An 18,350-nucleotide genomic window follows, 5' to 3' on the forward strand; every position below is an offset into this window, starting at 1 on the left:
ACAACTCCAACCAGTCTGATTTTTATCAATTAGTTAGATTAAGAAAACCAGTTTTTGATTCGATCCACAATTCCGTGTGGATGTTGTTCATGTCGCTCAAAGTTTTCTATTCTTTGAGCGATCTTGCTAATCACGCTTTCTTCGTCGTCACCACGGAATGGTTTACCCATGATCAGTGGTATCGCTTCGTCCACGGTCGATACAGACCAGATATGAAACTCATCGTTTTTGATACTATCGACAACTTCTTGTTTTAGCGACAAATGCTTTAAGTTTGTTTTCGGCAAGATGACACCTTGGTGACCGGTTAAACCTTGATGTTTACAAACATGATAGAAGCTTTCGATTTTCTCATTTAATCCACCAACTGCTTGAACGCGACCAAACTGGTCAACTGCGCCCGTCACGGCGACTTGTTGGTTGATAGGGTACTCGGATAGGGCGCTGACGAATGAACAAAGCTCAGCTAACGTAGCGCTGTCTCCATCCACTTCGCAGTAAGATTGCTCAAATACTACGGATGCAGAGTAAGGCAGCGGCTCGTCTAGTTGCAATGCGCTACTCACAAATGCTTGCATGATCATCATGCCTTTCGCGTGTAGATTACCGCCTAGCTCAGCTTTGCGCTCAACGTCTGAAATATCCCCGTCACCAAAATGGATAACACACGAGATTCGAGCTGGTTCGCCATATGATAGTGGATGGCCAGGAACGTCAATCACAGTTAAGCCATTGACTTGTCCGACAATTTCACCGTCGGTTTCAATGACGACTTGTCCCTCTGTAATATCGGCTATCGCACGTTCAGGCAGGTAAGACTCACGGAAGTATTTCTGATTGATTGCTGTATCTAGATCTGATTCCGTCAGGTTAGAGCCATCACTGGTTAACATCGCTTCTTGAAACAAAGACAAATACCATAGAGCTTCGATCGGCATGTAGTCTTGGTCTTCAGTATAACGCGCGCCTGCAACCATCAAACGGTGAAGCGCATCGAAGGTTAGGTCGGGTAGTGCATAGCTCTTTAACAGCCATGAAATATAGCCTAAGTAAGAAGTAATCGTAGACTCGTTAAGGGTCAATTCGTTTTCGATCTCAGTATAAAGCGCTAAACCGTTATACAGTTCAGGTTCAATACACTCTAAATCAGAGATCTGGTCTCGATCGCCGACAATAATGACTTTAACGTCAAAGGACTGGCTTGGCTCTTCTTTGGCTATCTTTTGAGGGTTAACGTTGATTGGGCTACATGCTTCACCAAGCAAAACAGTTTTCAAAGCTTGCCAACTAACGGGATTGGCTAAGATTAGATTCACGGGAATGATCAGGTATCCGCCATTCGCTTTGTGCAACAAACCTTCATTGAATGTCGTGATTTGTCCTTCATCATTACACATGTAGGAGCCTAACAAGGCCTTGGCTGACAAAGATTCGGTGACTGACACTGCATTGTCACTGATTTGTGATTCGAGCGCTTGCTTGATGAGGTTGCGATAGAAGACGTTATCAATTGAATTGATAATCAGCGCGCGGGTGAAACCTTTCAGCGACGAAAATGTTTTTAAAGATTGGCTTAATCTAGGTTGAATACCAAGAAAATCGACAGGTTCGAGAGTTGAGAACTGCTTTAATATCTCGTCATATTGTGAATATTGTGGGGTGACAGCACGCCAGTTTTCTTGATTCATTTAATTTAATCGTTAATAACAAAATGGCTGAAATTATATAGAAAAAGGGGATTGGGAGATACCGGTAATTTATTCTAATGATCTTGATCGATTTTCTATTACAATGGGATTGTAACCTGCAGTGGATAGGGTTACGCTGTCACCTTAAACGTCAACGGAAATTGCATAGCCATGAAATATCAACAGCTTGAAAACTTAGAGTGCGGTTGGAAATGGACTTACCTGGTAAATAAATGGAAAGCTGGAGAGTCTATTACTCGCCACATCGATACAAGTGAAGCTGATGCGGCTATCGCTGAGTTGAGAAAGCTTGAGCATGAACCAACCAAAGTGCTTGAGTGGATAGAGCAACATATGGCTCAAGAGTTAGACAACAAACTCAAGCAAGCGATTCGAGCGAAGCGTAAACGTCATTTTAACGCTGAGCAAATTCATACTAAAAAGAAATCCATCGACCTAGACTATCGCGTTTGGGAGAAGCTTTCACATCGTGCAAATGAGTTAGGATGTACGCTTTCAGATGCGATTGAGTACTTGTTGTCGGAAGCTTCTCGTAGCGAGAAGGCCAGTAAAACAGTTAGTAGCTTAAAAGAAGATTTATCTAAGTTGTTAGATTAAGGAGAGGCCATGCTCTACGTTATTTTAGTTGCCGCTATTGTTATCTTTTGGCTCGTCGCTGTTGACAGACCAGTACTAAAGGTAAAGTTTGAGAATGGCAAAATCGTATCTGAAAAAGGGCATTTTCCACCATCTTTTCGTCACAACGTAACGGACATTGCCGAGCATACACCATTTTCAGGTGAGTTAAAGGTGTATCAACAGCGAACAGGGACGAAGCTTAACTTTTCTAAACAAGTGCCTAAAAAAGTACAACAACGTATTCGTAATGTCTTTCCTCATCAAGGCTTTAAAAGCAAGGGCACGAAAAAGTCAGGCTGATAAACATATCACTTACTTAGCGATTCTACCTACCTCGACGCAATGTGGTTTATGTATTTCCTCCTGAAATCCCTTTGATATTCTGGGATAGGAGGACAATACTATGAAACCACATTTACTCATCTTTCTAACTCTCTTTTCTGCTTCATCGGTTGCTATAGACGATGCAGAGCGTAATTCCATTGCGAAAAAGCTTAAGCAACGAGTAGTCAAAGAATTATCCAAACAAGAACTCGAAGGTTACTGCGACCTATTTATTGAACTCAGCCACGATGATCGCTATGCAAAAGTAAAGAAAGTTCGCGGGACTGGAGACCATAAAGTTTGTAAAGTCGGTAAAAAAGTCATCAAACGTGGCCAACGTTTTAAGTATCAACAACCTGAAAAGTACATTCGAATTCATGTAACGAGCTAAAATAGTTAGCATGTATTTTTAATGCACTATAACTATATGTATTTTACAAGATATTAATTTTTGAGAGCGTCGCTTGGTTTTATTCCCTAGAAAGATACATAATAGATTCAATAAGATATCAATGCATTGCTACAGTGTAACTTTTTGGTCTGTGGCATTTTTAAAGGATTAGAATGTTATCTTTAGCAAAACTAACTGAACCAGATCGTGAAAAGGTATTAGCATTATCTGTTGACGACTCTCAGCTCAAGTATGTCGGGACAACAGAAGAAATACTCAGTGAACTTCCTAGTTCGTGCATTGCTCATGTCATTAAGTTTGGAGAGGAAGTCGTTGGGTTCTTTTTACTGGATTTTAATTATTCTGACTCTTATGAGTTTGCGTGTGACAAACCTTGTATTGGCCTTAGAGGATACCTGATCGATGCGAGACAACAAGGTAAAGGACACGGAGTTCAAGCAGTAAAGTTATTGCCTGATTACGTTAAATCTCAGTTTCCAGACGTGTGCAAAATTTACTTAACCGTAAACTGTAAGAACCCAATCGCAAAAATGTGTTATGAAAAAGCAGGATTTGTCGATGGTGGTGAGCTTTACTTAGGCGGTGCAGCTGGACCTCAGCACATCATGTCTTTGAATTTAAAATAGAAACAGAGGGAATCACAATGAAAGGAAAATGTTTGTGCGGTTCAGTGTCTGTGGAAACCGAATCGGTCAATGAAGTTGGCCTTTGCCATTGCAGTATGTGTCGCAAGTGGTCTAGCGGTCCATTGCATGCCATCCACACCAAACAAGGTATTAAGTTTGATGGAGTTGAACAAATCACGCGATTCCAGTCATCTGATTGGGCAGAGCGCGGTTTCTGTTCTAAATGCGGTACTCATCTGTTTTATTATTTGATTCCAGCTAGCGAATACGTTTTGTCTGCAGGGCTTTTTCCTGAAGAGAACTTTACGTTGGCTAGCGAAATTTTTGTCGATGAAAAACCAGAGTATTACGAGTTAAATCCAAACTCACACAAAATGACCGCTCAAGAAGTTTTTGAACAATACGCTCCAAAAGAGTAATAGTCATATAGCTCATTCAAAATGACAACGTAACAGTTTGAATGAGCTTGTATCAATTGGCCATTGGTTCAATTAAAACAACGAGTAACTAAGTAGAAATCAGTAACGCGCGCGAATGAATCGATAGTTTGGCTTGGAGAAAACAAACCGACCACGTAAGCTAAATCAAGCGCTCTAGTACAGAGGTAAGTTTCAAGTCCGATATTTGATAAGTGTTGGAAGTTCATCTTTGAGTTAGGTACAAACACCGTAAAAGTGAATGCAAAGTTTTGCTAGCGTAAGAAATCAGTAAGATTTATCTACAGGAATAGAAATGACGAAGAAGACACCTAGGTTATATTCAATACTTGAGTGCGCATTATGTATATTATGTTAAATACGGTGTCGTATATCTTAATGTCCATATTCCTTTACCTCTCCTCTAGCTCTTAAGCTCCCTCAAAGATTGAACATAATCGATTTACCATAAAATACCTAATAATCAGTTTGATAATCAGAGATTAACAAACTGATTATTAGAACAACCGTTTTGTCTTCTTACATTCTGCAAATGTTCAGATGTTGTTTTACTTAAACTTCTCTCTAAACAACTCAATTAGTGCCTTGACCTTGTTTGGTAAAAACAACGAGGACGGATAAATCAGTGTCAGGTGTTGTTTAGGATGAGTAAATTCAGGCAAGACTTCTGTTAACAATCCGTCTTTCAATGCGGGCTTCGAATGTATCTGTGGGATAAATGCGATTCCATTCCCTGCTATTGCCATTGAACGCAACAAGTTCAAATCGTCGGATTTGAGTGCAAGATGCAACTCAGGACCGAGCAAATTTGCGTTGTATCGATTGGTCAGCAGTCGGTGTTGTTGTAAGTCTTCTATTGTCGCAATTGGTGGATGCTTGTCTAGATACGCCTGAGAAGCGACGAAATGACTACAATATGGAAGCAAACTAAACTGAACGTAGCTATCATCTGTTACTTTAACGACGCTGGGCAATAGCTGAATATCGAATGCTTGGCGCTTTAAATCGATGCTCTCTTGGTGGTTTTCAATCTCCACCGATATATCTGGGTAACGTGTCGTGTACTCAGTAATAATGGCGTTAAAAGCCGCAGAGCTCATCAATGCGGAAGGAATTGCTAAACGCACCCTACCACTCAACTCTTGTTGATATTCGTACATAACGTTCAAACCTTGCTGGATATGCTCGACTGATTGCCCAACAAGTTCGAACAAGCGTTTGCCATGCTCAGTCAACTCAATGGTTCTGGTTGTTCGAATAAGTAACTGAAATCCCAGCGCTTTTTCAAGCTCTTGAAGCCGACGGCTCACTTTAGAGCGCTGCAAGTTGTTTGCATCGGCCGCGGCACTGATTCCACCATGTACAACGGTTTGGGTAAACAAATAAATGTCATCGAGATTTACGTTCATTGTCCTACTTTTAGCTCATTCATGTGCTTTATGTCATTCTACTTAACTGTGACGAAGTTCTCTATAATCTCCTATCTTATTTGTTATTCGGAACTTCTAATGACCGCAGATCAAAAATTCAGACATTGGATGCGTACGTTGATTGTCCTGTTCATCGTACTATTTTTGTACATTATCATTGCTGACCGTCACGCCCCACTAACAACTGAAGGACGCGTTCAAGGGTATGTCGTGCAAGTCGCCCCAGAGGTGTCCGGAAAAGTGACTAGTGTTTCAGTTGTAAATAATCAGTCAGTTAACAAAGGTGATGTGCTGTTCACTATCGATGAGCGTAAGTATGACATCGCTCTGGAGCAAGCTGAACTATCACTTCAGTCAGCCTATGAGAAAGAAGCAACCTTGTATTCTCAGCGTGAAGCGGCAGTCGCGAATATTGCACGCGCGCAAGCGACCTATGATAACGCGCATCGTGAATACAATCGCTTACTCAAGTTGTCGAGACAAAAAGTGATTTCACAGTCGTCTGTTGATAACGCTTTTGCGCAAAACCAAGTCGCTCACGCTACATTGAAAGCGGAGCAGCAAAACTTGAAAGTCATTGAAGCGCAACTGGGTGATAAAAAAGGTGAAAGCACCGCGGTACGCATCGCGAGAAATAAGCTAGAGAAAGCACAACTAGATTTAACCAATACTCGAGTACTCGCACCGAGCGATGGCGTGGTAACCAACCTACAATTGGAAGTCGGTACAATGGCGAACACTAATATGCCCCTACTTACTTTTGTTCCTACTGGCTCTATGTGGGTTGCTGCAGATTTTCGTGAGAAATCAGTCGCTAACTTGAACGAAAGTTACCACGCTTTGGTGGCATTTGATGCAAACCCTGGTGGCGTATACGAGTTTGATATCTCTAGCCGTGACTATGGCGTAGCCGCTGCGCAACAAACACCAAACGGAGCATTGACGAAAGTTGAAGTAAATAACCGTTGGGTTCGAGATGCACAACGTACGCGAGTCAATCTAACGAGCCAGGACAACATGCCATCATCACTGTTTGTTGGATCGCGGGCGACGATCGTGGTCTATCCACAAGATAATATGTTTTGGCATCTAATGGCGCAGGTACAAATTCATATCGCTAGCTGGTTCCACTTTATTTATTAGCAGGTGCCAGAATGAAAACGTTACGTATTTGGTTTGGTTGCTCGATGGGACTGGCGCTGAGCATGGTATTTGGCTGGTCTTATGGTTTTTTCGCCATAATGATGCCGCTATTTATACTTGGACGAATGGACCGCTTTAGTTTACCTAGCTTGCTAATGGTGTTCTTCTCTGCAGTTTGGAGCACCGTTCAAGCAACGTATATCGTAGAGTTTTTACAGTTCCACCCTACTCTAATGATCGCTGCTGTTGGCATTATGATGTTGTTTAAGTGTGTTGCAATGATGAACCAGAAGACATACCTATTTGGTTATATGGGGCTGCTAGTTGGTTCGATTGTATTGAATTTCGCTAGCTACAACTTCATGGATATCGAAGAGTTTAACGTTAACTTGTGGGTTATAGCGTTCAGCAACATTTTCGTTTGCGCACTAGCATATTGGATCTTTCCTGAGCCTGAATCTCAATGCGAGCAAGCGGAGATTTCGACTCCGGTCAAAAGCGATATAGATTACATCAGTCAAGTTGCTATGGGCTGGGTTGTGGCAATGACGGCGTTTATTGTCTTCCAGGTAGCTGACTTATATGATTCCTTATCTGCTCAAGCTTCGATTCTTATTATCCTGACACCAATGACCCTCGCTGGCTCAATGGCGATGGCTAAGATTCGTATTATAGGTACGGCTCTTGGGTGCTTAGCGGGTATGTCGGTTCAACTTATTTTAGGTAGTTGGTACGGGCACGGCCTACTGTTTTGGTTGGCATTTGTTATAGCCATGGGACCATTTTGTTTGTGGCTGACTAAAGGGCAAATTAAAGCGGCAATCGCTTTCTCTGCCATGTCTGCTTTGTCTGTACCTTTGACTACGTCATTGGTTCCAGAACAAAAAGATGCGTTCTTCTCGATCTTGTATCGCTTTAGTTCAATCTTTGTCGCGGTTTTGCTTACAGCAATGGTCATGTGGGTTGTGCACCATTGGATACGCGTTATGTTGCTAAAACATCCTGAGATCGAACGTATTCAGCCATCGTAGTTTCAAATCATGCTAGAGGCCGTCACTTAAACACTGATGACGGTTTTTAGCGTTCTTTGTATCTCTTTACTACGAATTGGTTTTGAGACAAACGCATTCATACCGGCATCGATACATGTTTGTTTGTCTTTAGCCATTGCGTGAGCAGTTAATGCGATAATGGGTGTAGCGCTACAGAACTGTCGTATCTGTTTAGTCGCGGTTAAACCATCCATAACTGGCATTGAAATATCCATAAAAATAAGATCGATGTGCTCTGAATTCTGCTTAAAGTAATCCACCGCTTCCAAACCATTGTTTTGGGTTACCACTTTATGTCCAAGCTTCTCTAGGATTAGTTTAATCACCATTTGATTAGTTACGGTGTCTTCTACAACGAGAATGTTAAGGCTCTTAGCGAAGTTAACCGTTAAATCATGTGGGTGTTCGTTTAGATTGACTTGTAGCTTGGTTTTGACGGGCAAACTGATCGTAAACACAGAACCTTTACCAAACACGCTTTCAACGGAAATGCTACCACTCATCAACTCAGCTAAGTGCTTGGAGATCGTTAACCCAAGTCCACTCCCACCGTATTTTCTCGTGATAGAATCATCGGCTTGCCTAAACTGACTGAATATTGCGTTAAGACGTGAACGTTCGATACCTATTCCAGTATCTTTTACTTCTATTTTCAGTACTGAGTTTGAGATTGTAGCACTTAAAGAAACTGAGCCTTGTTCCGTAAACTTGAGAGCATTGCCAACAAGATTGAATACAATTTGCATCACTCGGGTTGGATCAATCCACAGCAATAAGTCCTGCTCAAATTCTAAGTCGACGGTGAAGTCCAATCCTTTTGCATTTGCGAGGGTCTGGAAATGCTCAAGAATTGAAGATAGATCGTTTCTTAACTTAACCCACTGATATTTAGTGGAGAACTCGCCACTTTCAATCCTAGATAAGTCGAGTATGTCGTTAATTAAAACGAGCAACAGTTCTGCGGACGACTCCATCTTCTCGAGCATCTCAAGTTGTTCTGGAACACTTAGATCGTCGAGCAGCACATCAATGTAGCCGAGGACTGCATTCAATGGAGTCCTTAATTCATGGCTCATCATGGCCAAAAATCGCGATTTTGCTTCGTTGGCTTTCTCTGCTTTGATCTGGGCGAGCTTTAACTGCTGCGTGCGAACATCAACTAAGTGTTGAAGCTGCTCTTTGTGTTCGATATCAATCAACGCGCGTTCAAGAAGGGGTCTGAAACGTGACAGTGTCTCGCGCGAATCTAGTGTGAATTGCCCTACTTTGTTCCCTATCAATAAAATGATGGAATCGGTAATAGTCGCTTTTACGCCAGTAGCTAGAGCGCACTTCATAGTGTTCTTTTGCTGATCATCCAAACAGGCGAACTCTTGCAGTTTGGCGGGTTCGAACAATAGAATGCAGTCTCCCTCTAAGACTCTGGGAAACTTACCATCATTGCACCACTCAACGCCTTCAAATTCTTTATTTGAGGTAAGCAGTGTATTGAAGTGCAACTCGCAATTTTTCTTACTCAGTACGATGAAATCAGAAAAGTCTATATAGAGAGAAAGTACGTTTTTGAGCTCTTGGAAAATTTGTTGTTTGTTCGACGCGCTGGTAATACTTGAGATTGCATCCAGAATAGCGCGGTTTTCCGCCATTAAACGCCCTTCGCGCTCTTGGCTTTGTTTCAGCTCTACGAGTGCTTCATGTAATTGTTCTTTCGTTTTTAAACACATAAGTCGAATCAATCAGAGTAAAATGTAGCGGAAGAGATCATCAAATTACCATGACCATTTTCTCCGTTAACAAAGCGCCCTTGTTCACCAAAGGTAAATGGGCAAATAAAGGGGACGTTCCCCATTTGTTGTTTTATTATTTCGTAGACTTTATGAATGTCTTCGTCTAAGTAAAGCATAGCTCCCGCACAGATAATGCACACGGCCCCGGCTATTTTAGAGCTATTAATCGATTGCCTATTTGCTTCTTTTATCACTCGCGCTGGTCTAAAAATCAACTGCGATTTGTCACCAAACATTAACGTAACGTTATCGTTTTCTTCTATGTTGGTGAAAAGAAGAATGCCTTCATCTTCGGTGAGCTTCACAGGATGAGACAATTTATAATAAGGTTGATTGTAAAGTGATCCGGCAATTCTACCAAGCGGATATTGCGTAACTAGTTGAAATATAAAGTGACTTGGAAGGTCGATATTGGCGTGTTTTTCTAACCATTCTCGGTAAACTTGTTGGGCGGGTCTGTGGTCGATCTCCATCAACTCTCTACCTTTTGCTTTGGTTACCCTACCTGTGAACTGCGTCGGAGAATAACCAGCACTAAACCCAGCGGCTAAGGGCTTGGAAGGAAACAGGAGTTGAATGGCTAAGCCTTGGTGTGTTGATGCATCTTCGTTAAAGACTGACCACTGTCCTTTTACAGCATTGTCTGCCGCTGTGGCACCTATTATCGGAACTGGCGTTTGGAAGAAGTTATCAATCGATTTGATTAATGTCTCTTCTAGGCCTGGTGTCGTATGGATAATGGCAAAACTGGGGACTTCCCCGACACGGTCGGCTTTTTCCAGTGCGATTTCTATCGCTCTTCTGGCGGCAATTTTCGAATCTTGCTCGTTGTCATATTCAACCAGACTGGAGCCATACGCTCGTGAATTAGAATCGTAGATGGCGATTAGGCCGATCACATTGCCAAAGTGCACACCACGCTCGGTCATTATTCCTTTACACGTCGAGCAGCCAATAATGGATACGTCGGGCAAGGATTTCTTAAATGCCGCCCGTAATTTTTCGGAGCCGTAGTTTTGCGTAAAATAGCAAATAATGCTTGCTAGATTTTTGGTACTAATTTCACTGACGATTTCTGCGACGGCATCTTTTTCTTTCAGTTGATAAGAAATATGCGTTTTAAATTCCATCTAGATTCTTCTAATTGTGATTGCTTTTTGTTCACCTTCTGGCGAGCTTAATTTGATTGTGATCTCGTTATTGTATTTTGGAAAGAAAATAGACCAAGAAAGTGCATTTTTTTCGAGCGTGGACTCAGGTGACGTTGGTTCAAGAATCCACCCCTCCTTATCCGTTTCAATTAACATATCTCCTTCACCTAATTGCACAGAAAAGCGGGTGTTGTCTGCGTAAAAAACACACTCTTTTTTTGCCTCACACGACAGTTCAAGTGTCGATTCATGCGTGACCGTTCTCCAGAAAAACGCTGTAATCAGTAGGGTTAACATGATGATTATTTGAACAAAACGACCGCGTGTGAGTTTTTGGGCTGCCATTAAGGGTGTTTCTCCGTGTAACAAACTTCAAAGTTTTAAAATAAAAGGCCAAAACCTGACCAAGTGTAAGGTTACTACGCTGTCATTGAATTGTTAAATGCAGTATAGTTGGCGGCTGAAAATGCCACTTTTTTTAAAAACCGATAAGAATATTTAACCGTCTGAAACGCGGGATGAAATTCTTTACGTTTTGGGTGGCATTACGACATGTGTCGTGTTGGAAGTAAAGTGTAGTTAATTAGAAATTGGAAGCATGCAAATGAGCCAAGAAAAGCAGCTTGAACAAAACTACAACTATACAGTCGTCCGTCAATTTACCCTTGTGACTATTCTCTGGGGTATTGTCGGTATGGCTGTTGGTGTTTTGATTGCCGCTCAATTAGTTTGGCCACAGCTAAACTTTGATACGCCGTGGTTGACGTACAGTCGCTTACGTCCTCTGCATACTAATGCGGTTATTTTTGCGTTTGGTACAAGTGCTCTGTTCGCAACGTCTTACTATGTTGTGCAGCGTACCTGTCAAACTCGTCTATTTGGTGGCCCTCTTGTCGCCTTCACCTTCTGGGGCTGGCAAGCAATTATCCTCGCAGCAGCGATTACTCTGCCTTTAGGTTATACCTCTGGTAAAGAATACGCTGAACTTGAATGGCCAATCGATATTGCTATCGCGGTTGTTTGGGTTTCTTACGCTATCGTGTTCTTCGGAACGCTTGTGAAACGTAAGACGTCACACATCTACGTGGCAAACTGGTTCTTCGGTGCCTTTATCATTACTGTTGCGGTTCTTCATATCGTAAACAGCATGGCAATCCCAGTATCTATGGGTAAATCGTACTCGATTTACGCTGGTGCGGTGGATGCGATGGTACAGTGGTGGTACGGTCACAACGCGGTAGGTTTCCTACTGACAGCTGGTTTCCTAGGTATGATGTACTACTTCGTTCCTAAGCAAGCTGAGCGTCCAGTTTACTCTTACCGTCTGTCAATCGTTCACTTCTGGGCTCTTATCTCTCTATACATTTGGGCAGGTCCTCACCACCTACACTACACTGCACTTCCAGATTGGACGCAGTCGCTAGGTATGGTTATGTCTCTTGTTCTGTTTGCGCCTTCTTGGGGTGGTATGATCAACGGTATCATGACGCTTTCAGGTGCTTGGCACAAACTACGTTATGACCCTATCCTTCGTTTCCTAATCGTATCACTATCGTTCTACGGTATGTCTACGTTTGAAGGCCCAATGATGTCTATTAAGACAGTTAACGCGCTGTCTCACTACACAGACTGGACAGTTGGTCACGTACACTCTGGCGCTCTAGGTTGGGTTGCAATGGTATCTATCGGTTCGGTATACCACTTGATCCCTCGCCTATTCGGTCAAGAGCGTATGTACTCTGTAAGCCTGATTAACGCTCACTTCTGGTTAGCGACAATCGGTACAGTTCTGTACATCGTTGCGATGTGGATTTCTGGTGTTATGCAAGGTCTGATGTGGCGCGCAGTTAACTCTGACGGTACGTTGACTTACAGCTTTGTTGAATCAGTAGAAGCGTCTTACCCGTTCTACTTTGTACGTTTCCTAGGTGGTTTCATCTTCCTAAGCGGTATGTTCCTAATGGCATACAACACGTACAAGACTCTTTCAGCACCAAAAGCTAGCTTAAAAGCAATCCAGCAACCGGCATAAGGAGATTTAAAGAATGAGTTCTAATTCTAACAATCGCCACGAAATTGTTGAACGCAATGTCGGTTTGCTAGCGATTCTTATTGTTTTTGCAATCAGTTTGGGTGCGTTGGTTGAGATCACTCCGTTGATCTTCCAAAAGCAAACAACTGAACCTGTTGAAAACCTACGTCCTTACACAGCTCTTGAGCTTGAAGGTCGTGACATCTACACCCGTGAAGGTTGTAACGTATGTCACAGCCAAATGATTCGTCCATTCCGTTCTGAAACGGAACGCTACGGTCACTACTCTGTTGCTGGTGAAAGTGTATGGGAACACCCATTCCTATGGGGTTCTAAGCGTACTGGTCCTGACCTAGCGCGCGTTGGCGGTCGTTACTCTGATGAGTGGCACCGTGTTCACCTTCTTGATCCTCGCGAACTAGTTCCTGAGTCAAACATGCCAGGTTTCCCTTGGTTGGCTGACAATGTTCTAGACGGCAAGAATACAGAAAAGAAACTACGTCTTTTCCGTGATCAATTTGGTGTTCCATACACTGATGAGCAAATCGCAAATGCGTCTAAAGATGTAGAAGGTAAAACAGAGATGGATGCCATCATTGCTTACCTTCAGTCTCTTGGTCACGCAATGAAGTAATTAAAGGGGTGAAATTATGGATATCGGTACTATTCACAGTATTTGGACCATAGTTCTGTTCGTTAGCTTTCTGGGTGTAGTTTGGTGGGCTTACGGTAAACGTCGCAAAGCACGTTTCGATGAGGCTGCAAACCTTGTTTTTGCTGATGAAGAAAAAACGCCCGAAAAAGAACAAGGAGTGACTAAGCAATGACTACATTTTGGAGTCTTTGGATAATCATCATTACAGTCGGTACTCTTGTCGGCTGTGCTGCACTGCTTATCTGGTGTCTTAAAGACAAGATGGGCGTGGAAGAAAGTGCAGATATGGGTCACGAGTACGATGGTATTCGCGAGCTAAACAACCCACTGCCGAAATGGTGGACTTACCTATTCGTAGGTACGTTCTTTTTCGCGGCGACTTACCTGACTCTTTACCCGGGTCTTGGTAACTTCAAAGGTGTACTAGGCTGGACCAGTTCAGACCAAACAGTACGTTCTCTTGAAGAGTCGAAGGCATCAGTAGCAGCTGCGCAAAGCAACAAGCAACTGGACCAATACGCTAAAGAGCTAGACGATGCAGACACTTACTTTGGTGAAGCATTCAAGAGCCTAGCTTATGTGAACGGTTCAACAGAACTGCGTCCGATTCCTGAAATCGCTGCAGACTCTGAAGCAGTTAAAGTAGGTCAACGTTTGTTCCTACAAAACTGTTCTCAGTGTCACGGTTCGGATGCTCGTGGTCAGAAAGGTTTCCCTAACCTAACTGACGATGCGTGGCTATACGGCGGTGAACCTGCAGCTATCGTTACGACTATCATGCACGGTCGTATCGGTCAGATGCCATCTTGGAAAGATGCTCTTGGCGAGCAAGGCGTTGAGGAAGTAGTTAGCTACACTCTTAGCCTTTCTGGTCGTAGTGTAAACGCTCGTGATGCAGAAGCAGGTAAAGCACGTTTCGTCGTGTGTGCAGCGTGTCACGGCACAGACGGTAAAGGTAACCCAGCAGTGGGTGCACCTGACCTGACTGACCAAGACTGGTTGTTTGGTAGCTCTCGTGCAGACGTAACAGAAACAGTAATGAACGGTCGTTCTGGCGTAATGCCTGCTTGGAAAGATATTCTAGGCGAAGACAAAGTTCAGCTTGTTGCTGCTTACGTTTGGAGTTTGAGCAACTCAGATAATAAGTAACTATTCAATAACAGCCCCTTTAAAAAGGGGCTGTCTTTCCTTTAAAGTTAAAGCCCTAATTTCATCTTACAAATTGAGAACTTTTTTATGGTAAAGCCTTGGTATAAGCAGTTTTGGCCGTGGTTTCTAATTATTTTGCCACTTACTGTTGTTGTGTGGACGATTATCACTGTGGTGGTTTTCTCGCAAAATTCTGTCTCACTAGTGACTGAGGATTACTATAAAAAAGGCAAAGGGATTAATGTCGACATTAGCAAACAGAATGTCGCAAAAGACTTAGGCCTAAGTGCGGCCGTTTATTCAGACGGCAATAGCGTCGTTATCAAGTTCAACAAAGGCCAGTTGGAACATTATCCAGCGATAACAGCAATGTTCGCTCACCGTACTCTTCCTGACAGAGACTTCTCTCAGATGATCACCTCCGATGCGAAAGGTGTTTATCGATTCACCTTAGATAAAGAACTTCAAGGTCCTTGGTTTATTGAGCTGACTCCTCATGACAAACAATGGTTGGTTCAAGGTCGCGTTACATTCCCATCGTCATCTCCTGTTCAATTGGATAACTAAGCAAAATCATGTGTAAGTCGTGTTACCACTGTGGTGAAGAAGTACCAGTAAACACGGATTTTAAAGTTGAAATCCTAGGTGAAGTCCGCGATATGTGTTGTCCAGGCTGTGAAACGGTCGCACAAACCATTGTTGATAGCGGATTGACCTCTTACTACCAATATCGCACTGCGCCTGCCGAGAAAGCGGATTTGGTGCCAGAGCAACTGCAAGCGCTTATTCATTATGACAATGAACAAGTCCAGTCTGAGTTTGTACGAAGTTCTGATGACAAAGCGGAAGTCACATTGTCGCTTGAAGGCGTATCGTGCGCAGCGTGTGCATGGTTGATAGAAAAACAAGTCTCGCAGAAAGATGGCGTGCTCTCAATCCGCGTCAATACCACAACTAACCGCGCGATTTTATCTTGGGATAAAACCAAGACACGTTTAAGTGAACTCCTTTCTTCTATCCACAAGTTGGGTTACACCGCAGCACCGTTTGAAGCCGACAAACAAGAAGCCGCCTACCACCAACAGATGAAACAGTATCTCTATCGTTTGGGGATTGCTGGTTTGGCGACTATGCAAGTCATGATGTTGGCTGTCGCGCTTTATCTTGAAGTGTTTGGTGATCTTGAGCCTGAGTTTAAGAATTATTTCCGCTGGGTTAGTTTAATCTTTGCTACTCCGGTGATGCTCTATTCCGCATTGCCTTTCTATATCAACGCTTGGCGAAGCATTCGTAGCCGCACGCTTGGTATGGACGTGCCAGTTTCTATCGCAATGATCTTCGCGTATTGCGCAAGTTTAGTTGCGACCGTTACAGAACAGGGCGAAGTATTCTTTGAATCCATTTCTATGTTTGCGTTTTTCTTGTTGGTTGGACGTTTTCTGGAAATGCGAGCGCGCCGTAAAGCCGCAGCTGCGAGTGGAAACTTGCTTAAACTGATCCCCGCTATCGCGACCAAGCTCGATGGCGAGCAAGTACCCGTCAAGACATTGGTGCTTGGCGACCGAATCCGTGTCTTGCCGGGTGAACACGTTCCCGCTGACGGTAAGATTATCTCTGGTCGCGTGCATATTGATGAATCGATGTTAACAGGCGAATCTGTCCCGGTAGTAAAGACTATCGATGACTATGTGTACGCAGGCACACTGAACGGTGAAGAAGCATTTGAGCTGGAAGTCATGTCATCGAAAGCTGACTCGATGATTTCTAATATCGTTCGCCTTCAAGACGAAGCCCAATTAAGTAAACCCAAGATCGCTGAGATCGCCGACGTAGTCGCACGTTACTTCGTCGGTATCATTTTGATTATTGCTGCAGGCACCTGGTTCTTCTGGCATGAAGCTCGTCCAGATGACGCGTTCTGGATTATGTTATCTGTGCTTGTTGCGACCTGCCCTTGTGCACTTTCTTTGGCAACGCCCACTGCGCTGACTTGTGCGACTTCGCGTATGGGTAGCTACGGTATTTTGCTACGCAAGAGCCACGTATTTGAAACTCTGTGCAAAGTTAACCACCTGATTATCGATAAAACAGGCACGCTAACACATGGCGATATTGTCATCAGTTCTGTCTCAACACCGTCAAACTATACCGAACAGCAAGCTTTAGCGATTGCCGCAGCATTGGAGTCACACGCTAACCACCCTATTGCCCGTGCATTCAAAACATATAACGATCAAGATATCGAAGTTACTGATGTTGAAAACATTATCGGCTCGGGTATTCGAGGTATGTACCAAGGCCAAGAGGCTAAAATTGGTAGTGCTAGGTATGTCTTAGGCGATGCGGTAACGGCAGAACCTAACTCCGTTTACATGTCTTTGGACGGTGTCCATATCGCGACGTTCCGTTATCAAGATCCAGTTCGTAAGGAAGCGAAGTCATTTATCAAACGATTTAAACAAGCGGGCATTAAAATCACCCTGCTGACCGGGGACTCTCAAACAAACGCAGAGAGTGTTGCCAAAGAGATTGGCATTGAGCATGTTGTCTCTGGTGCTAAACCGCAAGATAAACTCAACTATCTGAAGAGTGTCGATAGCAAAGATATCACTATGATGATCGGCGATGGCATCAATGACGCTCCTACCTTGGCAGGAGCGCATCTTTCAGTCGCTATGGGCGGTGGTACTGACGTGGCAAAAGCCTCTGCCGATATGGTTCTGCTTGGCGACCATCTTGAGCGTATCTTAGAAGCTCGCAAACTCGCGCTACAAACTCGTAAGATCATTCGTGAGAACCTCGCGTGGTCACTGGGCTATAACTTACTGATTTTGCCTCTTGCCGTGGCGGGATTAGTTGCACCGTATTTTGCGGTTGTGGGTATGTCTGCGAGTTCAATTATTGTAGTATCTAACTCCCTTCGTTTGCTTAAGGAACAGGGTAAATAGATGGAAAGCATATATATTCTTATCCCTATCGCGATAGTTTTGGTTTGTGTCGCCGTGGCTATCTTTCTTTGGGCGGTAAAAAGCGAGCAGTTTGAGGATCTTGAACGTCAAGGTCACAATATTCTGTTTGATGAAGAAGATAAAAAAGAGAACGATAAGCAATGACCCCCGATTGGATTGGTGCATTTGTTATCGGACTTGTCGGTGCCGGTCACTGCGTGGGAATGTGTGGTGGTATCGCTTCGATGCTGTCTATTGGCCAATCCCAACCTTCTAAACTTATTCCGCTGTTTTACAATCTTGGACGCTTAACTAGCTATGCCATCATCGGAGCTTTGGTGGGCGGCGCAGTATCTTCGATCTCGGAAGTTGGTCAACTCAACAACGTCTTAGTCTGGCTGAGAATTGCGGCGGCGATCTTTATGATACTTCTCGCTTGTTATATCGGACGTTGGTGGCATGGATTAGTGTACATTGAGAAACTTGGTCAAACACTATGGAAGTTTATCTCTCCTGCCGGGCATTCGTTACTTCCACTTAAATCCCCCGTTCATGCTATTCCATTCGGCTTTGTATGGGGTTGGCTACCTTGTGGACTCGTGTACTCTACTCTTACGTGGTCAGCAGTCTCGGGCAGCGCAGCTAATGGTGCGCTGGTCATGTTAGCATTTGGTTTGGGTACGCTTCCCGCGATGTTGTTGGTCGGTCATTCTGCCAATTTTTTAAATAAGCTCAAAAATAATGTCATATTTCGACACATTGTTGCGTTAGCGCTCTTAACTTATGGTATTTACACTGGCTATGGTGCATTTACCATCTTATCAATGACTTAATAGTCCAATGTTTTTATGCGTCTTTTTACACTACCCTTTAGAGT

Annotated in this window: 20 protein-coding genes; 15 read left to right on the forward strand and 5 right to left on the reverse strand. The window is 43.4% G+C overall.

The window, feature by feature from the left end; translation table 11 throughout:
* Positions 1-38 precede the first annotated feature (38 nt).
* Positions 39-1,688 carry an AAA family ATPase gene (locus AKJ31_RS08170; protein WP_053408619.1) on the reverse strand — a complete coding sequence of 550 codons (1,650 nt, stop codon included), beginning with the start codon at positions 1,686-1,688 and terminating at the stop codon, positions 39-41.
* 171 nt (positions 1,689-1,859) lie between these two features.
* Between AKJ31_RS08170 and matP the strand changes: the two genes are divergently transcribed.
* The 5 genes from matP to AKJ31_RS08195 all read left to right on the forward strand — a co-directional run bounded on the left by matP (position 1,860) and on the right by AKJ31_RS08195 (position 4,108).
* Positions 1,860-2,306 (forward strand): macrodomain Ter protein MatP, encoded by a 447-nt coding sequence (gene matP / locus AKJ31_RS08175; RefSeq protein WP_053408620.1) that lies wholly within the window; start codon positions 1,860-1,862, stop codon positions 2,304-2,306.
* A 9-nt stretch (positions 2,307-2,315) separates the two neighbouring features.
* Complete coding sequence (locus AKJ31_RS08180; protein WP_053408621.1) at positions 2,316-2,627, forward strand: DUF3634 family protein; 312 nt, start codon at positions 2,316-2,318, stop codon at positions 2,625-2,627.
* A 103-nt stretch (positions 2,628-2,730) separates the two neighbouring features.
* Positions 2,731-3,042: a hypothetical protein gene (locus AKJ31_RS08185; protein WP_053408622.1), complete on the forward strand. Its 312-nt coding sequence runs from the start codon at positions 2,731-2,733 to the stop codon at positions 3,040-3,042.
* 173 nt (positions 3,043-3,215) lie between these two features.
* Positions 3,216-3,689, forward strand: a complete 474-nt coding sequence (locus tag AKJ31_RS08190; RefSeq protein WP_053408623.1) for a GNAT family N-acetyltransferase — start codon at positions 3,216-3,218, stop codon at positions 3,687-3,689.
* Positions 3,690-3,706: 17 nt separating this feature from the next.
* The gene (locus AKJ31_RS08195; RefSeq protein WP_053408624.1) at positions 3,707-4,108 is read left to right on the forward strand and encodes a GFA family protein; all 402 of its coding nucleotides are present in this window, start codon (positions 3,707-3,709) and stop codon (positions 4,106-4,108) included.
* 566 nt (positions 4,109-4,674) lie between these two features.
* On the opposite strand, the gene AKJ31_RS08200 is transcribed toward AKJ31_RS08195, so the two are convergent.
* On the reverse strand, positions 4,675-5,535 hold the full coding sequence (locus AKJ31_RS08200; RefSeq protein WP_053408625.1) for a LysR family transcriptional regulator: 861 nt from the start codon (positions 5,533-5,535) through the stop codon (positions 4,675-4,677).
* Positions 5,536-5,634: 99 nt separating this feature from the next.
* On the opposite strand from AKJ31_RS08200, the gene AKJ31_RS08205 reads away from it, so the two are divergent.
* Both AKJ31_RS08205 and AKJ31_RS08210 read left to right on the forward strand, forming a co-directional pair.
* Positions 5,635-6,699, forward strand: coding sequence for an HlyD family secretion protein (locus AKJ31_RS08205; RefSeq protein WP_053408626.1), 1,065 nt, complete (start codon positions 5,635-5,637; stop codon positions 6,697-6,699).
* An 11-nt stretch (positions 6,700-6,710) separates the two neighbouring features.
* Positions 6,711-7,730 carry a DUF2955 domain-containing protein gene (locus AKJ31_RS08210; RefSeq protein ID WP_053408627.1) on the forward strand — a complete coding sequence of 340 codons (1,020 nt, stop codon included), beginning with the start codon at positions 6,711-6,713 and terminating at the stop codon, positions 7,728-7,730.
* A gap of 26 nt (positions 7,731-7,756) precedes the next feature.
* On the opposite strand, the gene AKJ31_RS08215 is transcribed toward AKJ31_RS08210, so the two are convergent.
* From AKJ31_RS08215 to AKJ31_RS08225, 3 genes are read right to left on the reverse strand one after another with little or no spacing between them, the layout of a single operon-like run.
* Positions 7,757-9,475: a response regulator gene (locus tag AKJ31_RS08215; protein WP_053408628.1), complete on the reverse strand. Its 1,719-nt coding sequence runs from the start codon at positions 9,473-9,475 to the stop codon at positions 7,757-7,759.
* A gap of 8 nt (positions 9,476-9,483) precedes the next feature.
* On the reverse strand, positions 9,484-10,668 hold the full coding sequence (locus AKJ31_RS08220; RefSeq protein ID WP_072161278.1) for an FIST signal transduction protein: 1,185 nt from the start codon (positions 10,666-10,668) through the stop codon (positions 9,484-9,486).
* Positions 10,669-11,034, reverse strand: a complete 366-nt coding sequence (locus AKJ31_RS08225) for a hypothetical protein (protein ID WP_053408629.1) — start codon at positions 11,032-11,034, stop codon at positions 10,669-10,671. It lies immediately after the preceding gene.
* Positions 11,035-11,293: 259 nt separating this feature from the next.
* On the opposite strand from AKJ31_RS08225, the gene ccoN reads away from it, so the two are divergent.
* From ccoN to AKJ31_RS08265, 8 genes are all read left to right on the forward strand, one after another.
* Positions 11,294-12,721 (forward strand): cytochrome-c oxidase, cbb3-type subunit I, encoded by a 1,428-nt coding sequence (ccoN, locus tag AKJ31_RS08230; protein WP_053408630.1) that lies wholly within the window; start codon positions 11,294-11,296, stop codon positions 12,719-12,721.
* A 13-nt stretch (positions 12,722-12,734) separates the two neighbouring features.
* Positions 12,735-13,355 (forward strand): cytochrome-c oxidase, cbb3-type subunit II, encoded by a 621-nt coding sequence (gene ccoO, locus AKJ31_RS08235; protein WP_053408631.1) that lies wholly within the window; start codon positions 12,735-12,737, stop codon positions 13,353-13,355.
* Between the two features lie 16 nt (positions 13,356-13,371).
* On the forward strand, positions 13,372-13,548 hold the full coding sequence (locus AKJ31_RS08240) for a cbb3-type cytochrome oxidase subunit 3 (protein ID WP_053408632.1): 177 nt from the start codon (positions 13,372-13,374) through the stop codon (positions 13,546-13,548).
* The gene (gene ccoP, locus AKJ31_RS08245; protein ID WP_053408633.1) at positions 13,545-14,525 is read left to right on the forward strand and encodes a cytochrome-c oxidase, cbb3-type subunit III; all 981 of its coding nucleotides are present in this window, start codon (positions 13,545-13,547) and stop codon (positions 14,523-14,525) included. Before AKJ31_RS08240 ends, ccoP begins: the two co-directional genes overlap by 4 nt.
* A gap of 87 nt (positions 14,526-14,612) precedes the next feature.
* The gene (locus AKJ31_RS08250; RefSeq protein ID WP_053408634.1) at positions 14,613-15,092 is read left to right on the forward strand and encodes a FixH family protein; all 480 of its coding nucleotides are present in this window, start codon (positions 14,613-14,615) and stop codon (positions 15,090-15,092) included.
* An 8-nt stretch (positions 15,093-15,100) separates the two neighbouring features.
* On the forward strand, positions 15,101-17,473 hold the full coding sequence (locus AKJ31_RS08255) for a heavy metal translocating P-type ATPase (RefSeq protein ID WP_053408635.1): 2,373 nt from the start codon (positions 15,101-15,103) through the stop codon (positions 17,471-17,473).
* Positions 17,474-17,638 (forward strand): cbb3-type cytochrome oxidase assembly protein CcoS, encoded by a 165-nt coding sequence (ccoS, locus tag AKJ31_RS08260; protein ID WP_053408636.1) that lies wholly within the window; start codon positions 17,474-17,476, stop codon positions 17,636-17,638.
* Positions 17,635-18,306 (forward strand): sulfite exporter TauE/SafE family protein, encoded by a 672-nt coding sequence (locus AKJ31_RS08265; protein WP_053408637.1) that lies wholly within the window; start codon positions 17,635-17,637, stop codon positions 18,304-18,306. Before ccoS ends, AKJ31_RS08265 begins: the two co-directional genes overlap by 4 nt.
* Positions 18,307-18,350 lie beyond the last annotated feature (44 nt).

The organism is Vibrio hepatarius (assembly GCF_001274785.1).
Lineage (GTDB): Bacteria > Pseudomonadota > Gammaproteobacteria > Enterobacterales > Vibrionaceae > Vibrio > Vibrio hepatarius.

Coding starts and splice junctions, on each gene's coding strand:
- AKJ31_RS08225 (WP_053408629.1), bottom strand. CDS start 11,034: ATGGCAGCCCAAAAACTCACACGCGGTCGTTTTGTTCAAATAATCATC.
- AKJ31_RS08265 (WP_053408637.1), top strand. CDS start 17,635: ATGACCCCCGATTGGATTGGTGCATTTGTTATCGGACTTGTCGGTGCC.
- AKJ31_RS08250 (WP_053408634.1), top strand. CDS start 14,613: ATGGTAAAGCCTTGGTATAAGCAGTTTTGGCCGTGGTTTCTAATTATT.
- ccoP (WP_053408633.1), top strand. CDS start 13,545: ATGACTACATTTTGGAGTCTTTGGATAATCATCATTACAGTCGGTACT.
- AKJ31_RS08195 (WP_053408624.1), top strand. CDS start 3,707: ATGAAAGGAAAATGTTTGTGCGGTTCAGTGTCTGTGGAAACCGAATCG.
- AKJ31_RS08255 (WP_053408635.1), top strand. CDS start 15,101: ATGTGTAAGTCGTGTTACCACTGTGGTGAAGAAGTACCAGTAAACACG.
- AKJ31_RS08200 (WP_053408625.1), bottom strand. CDS start 5,535: ATGAACGTAAATCTCGATGACATTTATTTGTTTACCCAAACCGTTGTA.
- ccoS (WP_053408636.1), top strand. CDS start 17,474: ATGGAAAGCATATATATTCTTATCCCTATCGCGATAGTTTTGGTTTGT.
- AKJ31_RS08190 (WP_053408623.1), top strand. CDS start 3,216: ATGTTATCTTTAGCAAAACTAACTGAACCAGATCGTGAAAAGGTATTA.
- AKJ31_RS08180 (WP_053408621.1), top strand. CDS start 2,316: ATGCTCTACGTTATTTTAGTTGCCGCTATTGTTATCTTTTGGCTCGTC.
- AKJ31_RS08240 (WP_053408632.1), top strand. CDS start 13,372: ATGGATATCGGTACTATTCACAGTATTTGGACCATAGTTCTGTTCGTT.
- AKJ31_RS08170 (WP_053408619.1), bottom strand. CDS start 1,688: ATGAATCAAGAAAACTGGCGTGCTGTCACCCCACAATATTCACAATAT.
- AKJ31_RS08215 (WP_053408628.1), bottom strand. CDS start 9,475: ATGTGTTTAAAAACGAAAGAACAATTACATGAAGCACTCGTAGAGCTG.
- ccoO (WP_053408631.1), top strand. CDS start 12,735: ATGAGTTCTAATTCTAACAATCGCCACGAAATTGTTGAACGCAATGTC.
- AKJ31_RS08210 (WP_053408627.1), top strand. CDS start 6,711: ATGAAAACGTTACGTATTTGGTTTGGTTGCTCGATGGGACTGGCGCTG.
- matP (WP_053408620.1), top strand. CDS start 1,860: ATGAAATATCAACAGCTTGAAAACTTAGAGTGCGGTTGGAAATGGACT.
- AKJ31_RS08205 (WP_053408626.1), top strand. CDS start 5,635: ATGACCGCAGATCAAAAATTCAGACATTGGATGCGTACGTTGATTGTC.
- ccoN (WP_053408630.1), top strand. CDS start 11,294: ATGAGCCAAGAAAAGCAGCTTGAACAAAACTACAACTATACAGTCGTC.
- AKJ31_RS08220 (WP_072161278.1), bottom strand. CDS start 10,668: ATGGAATTTAAAACGCATATTTCTTATCAACTGAAAGAAAAAGATGCC.
- AKJ31_RS08185 (WP_053408622.1), top strand. CDS start 2,731: ATGAAACCACATTTACTCATCTTTCTAACTCTCTTTTCTGCTTCATCG.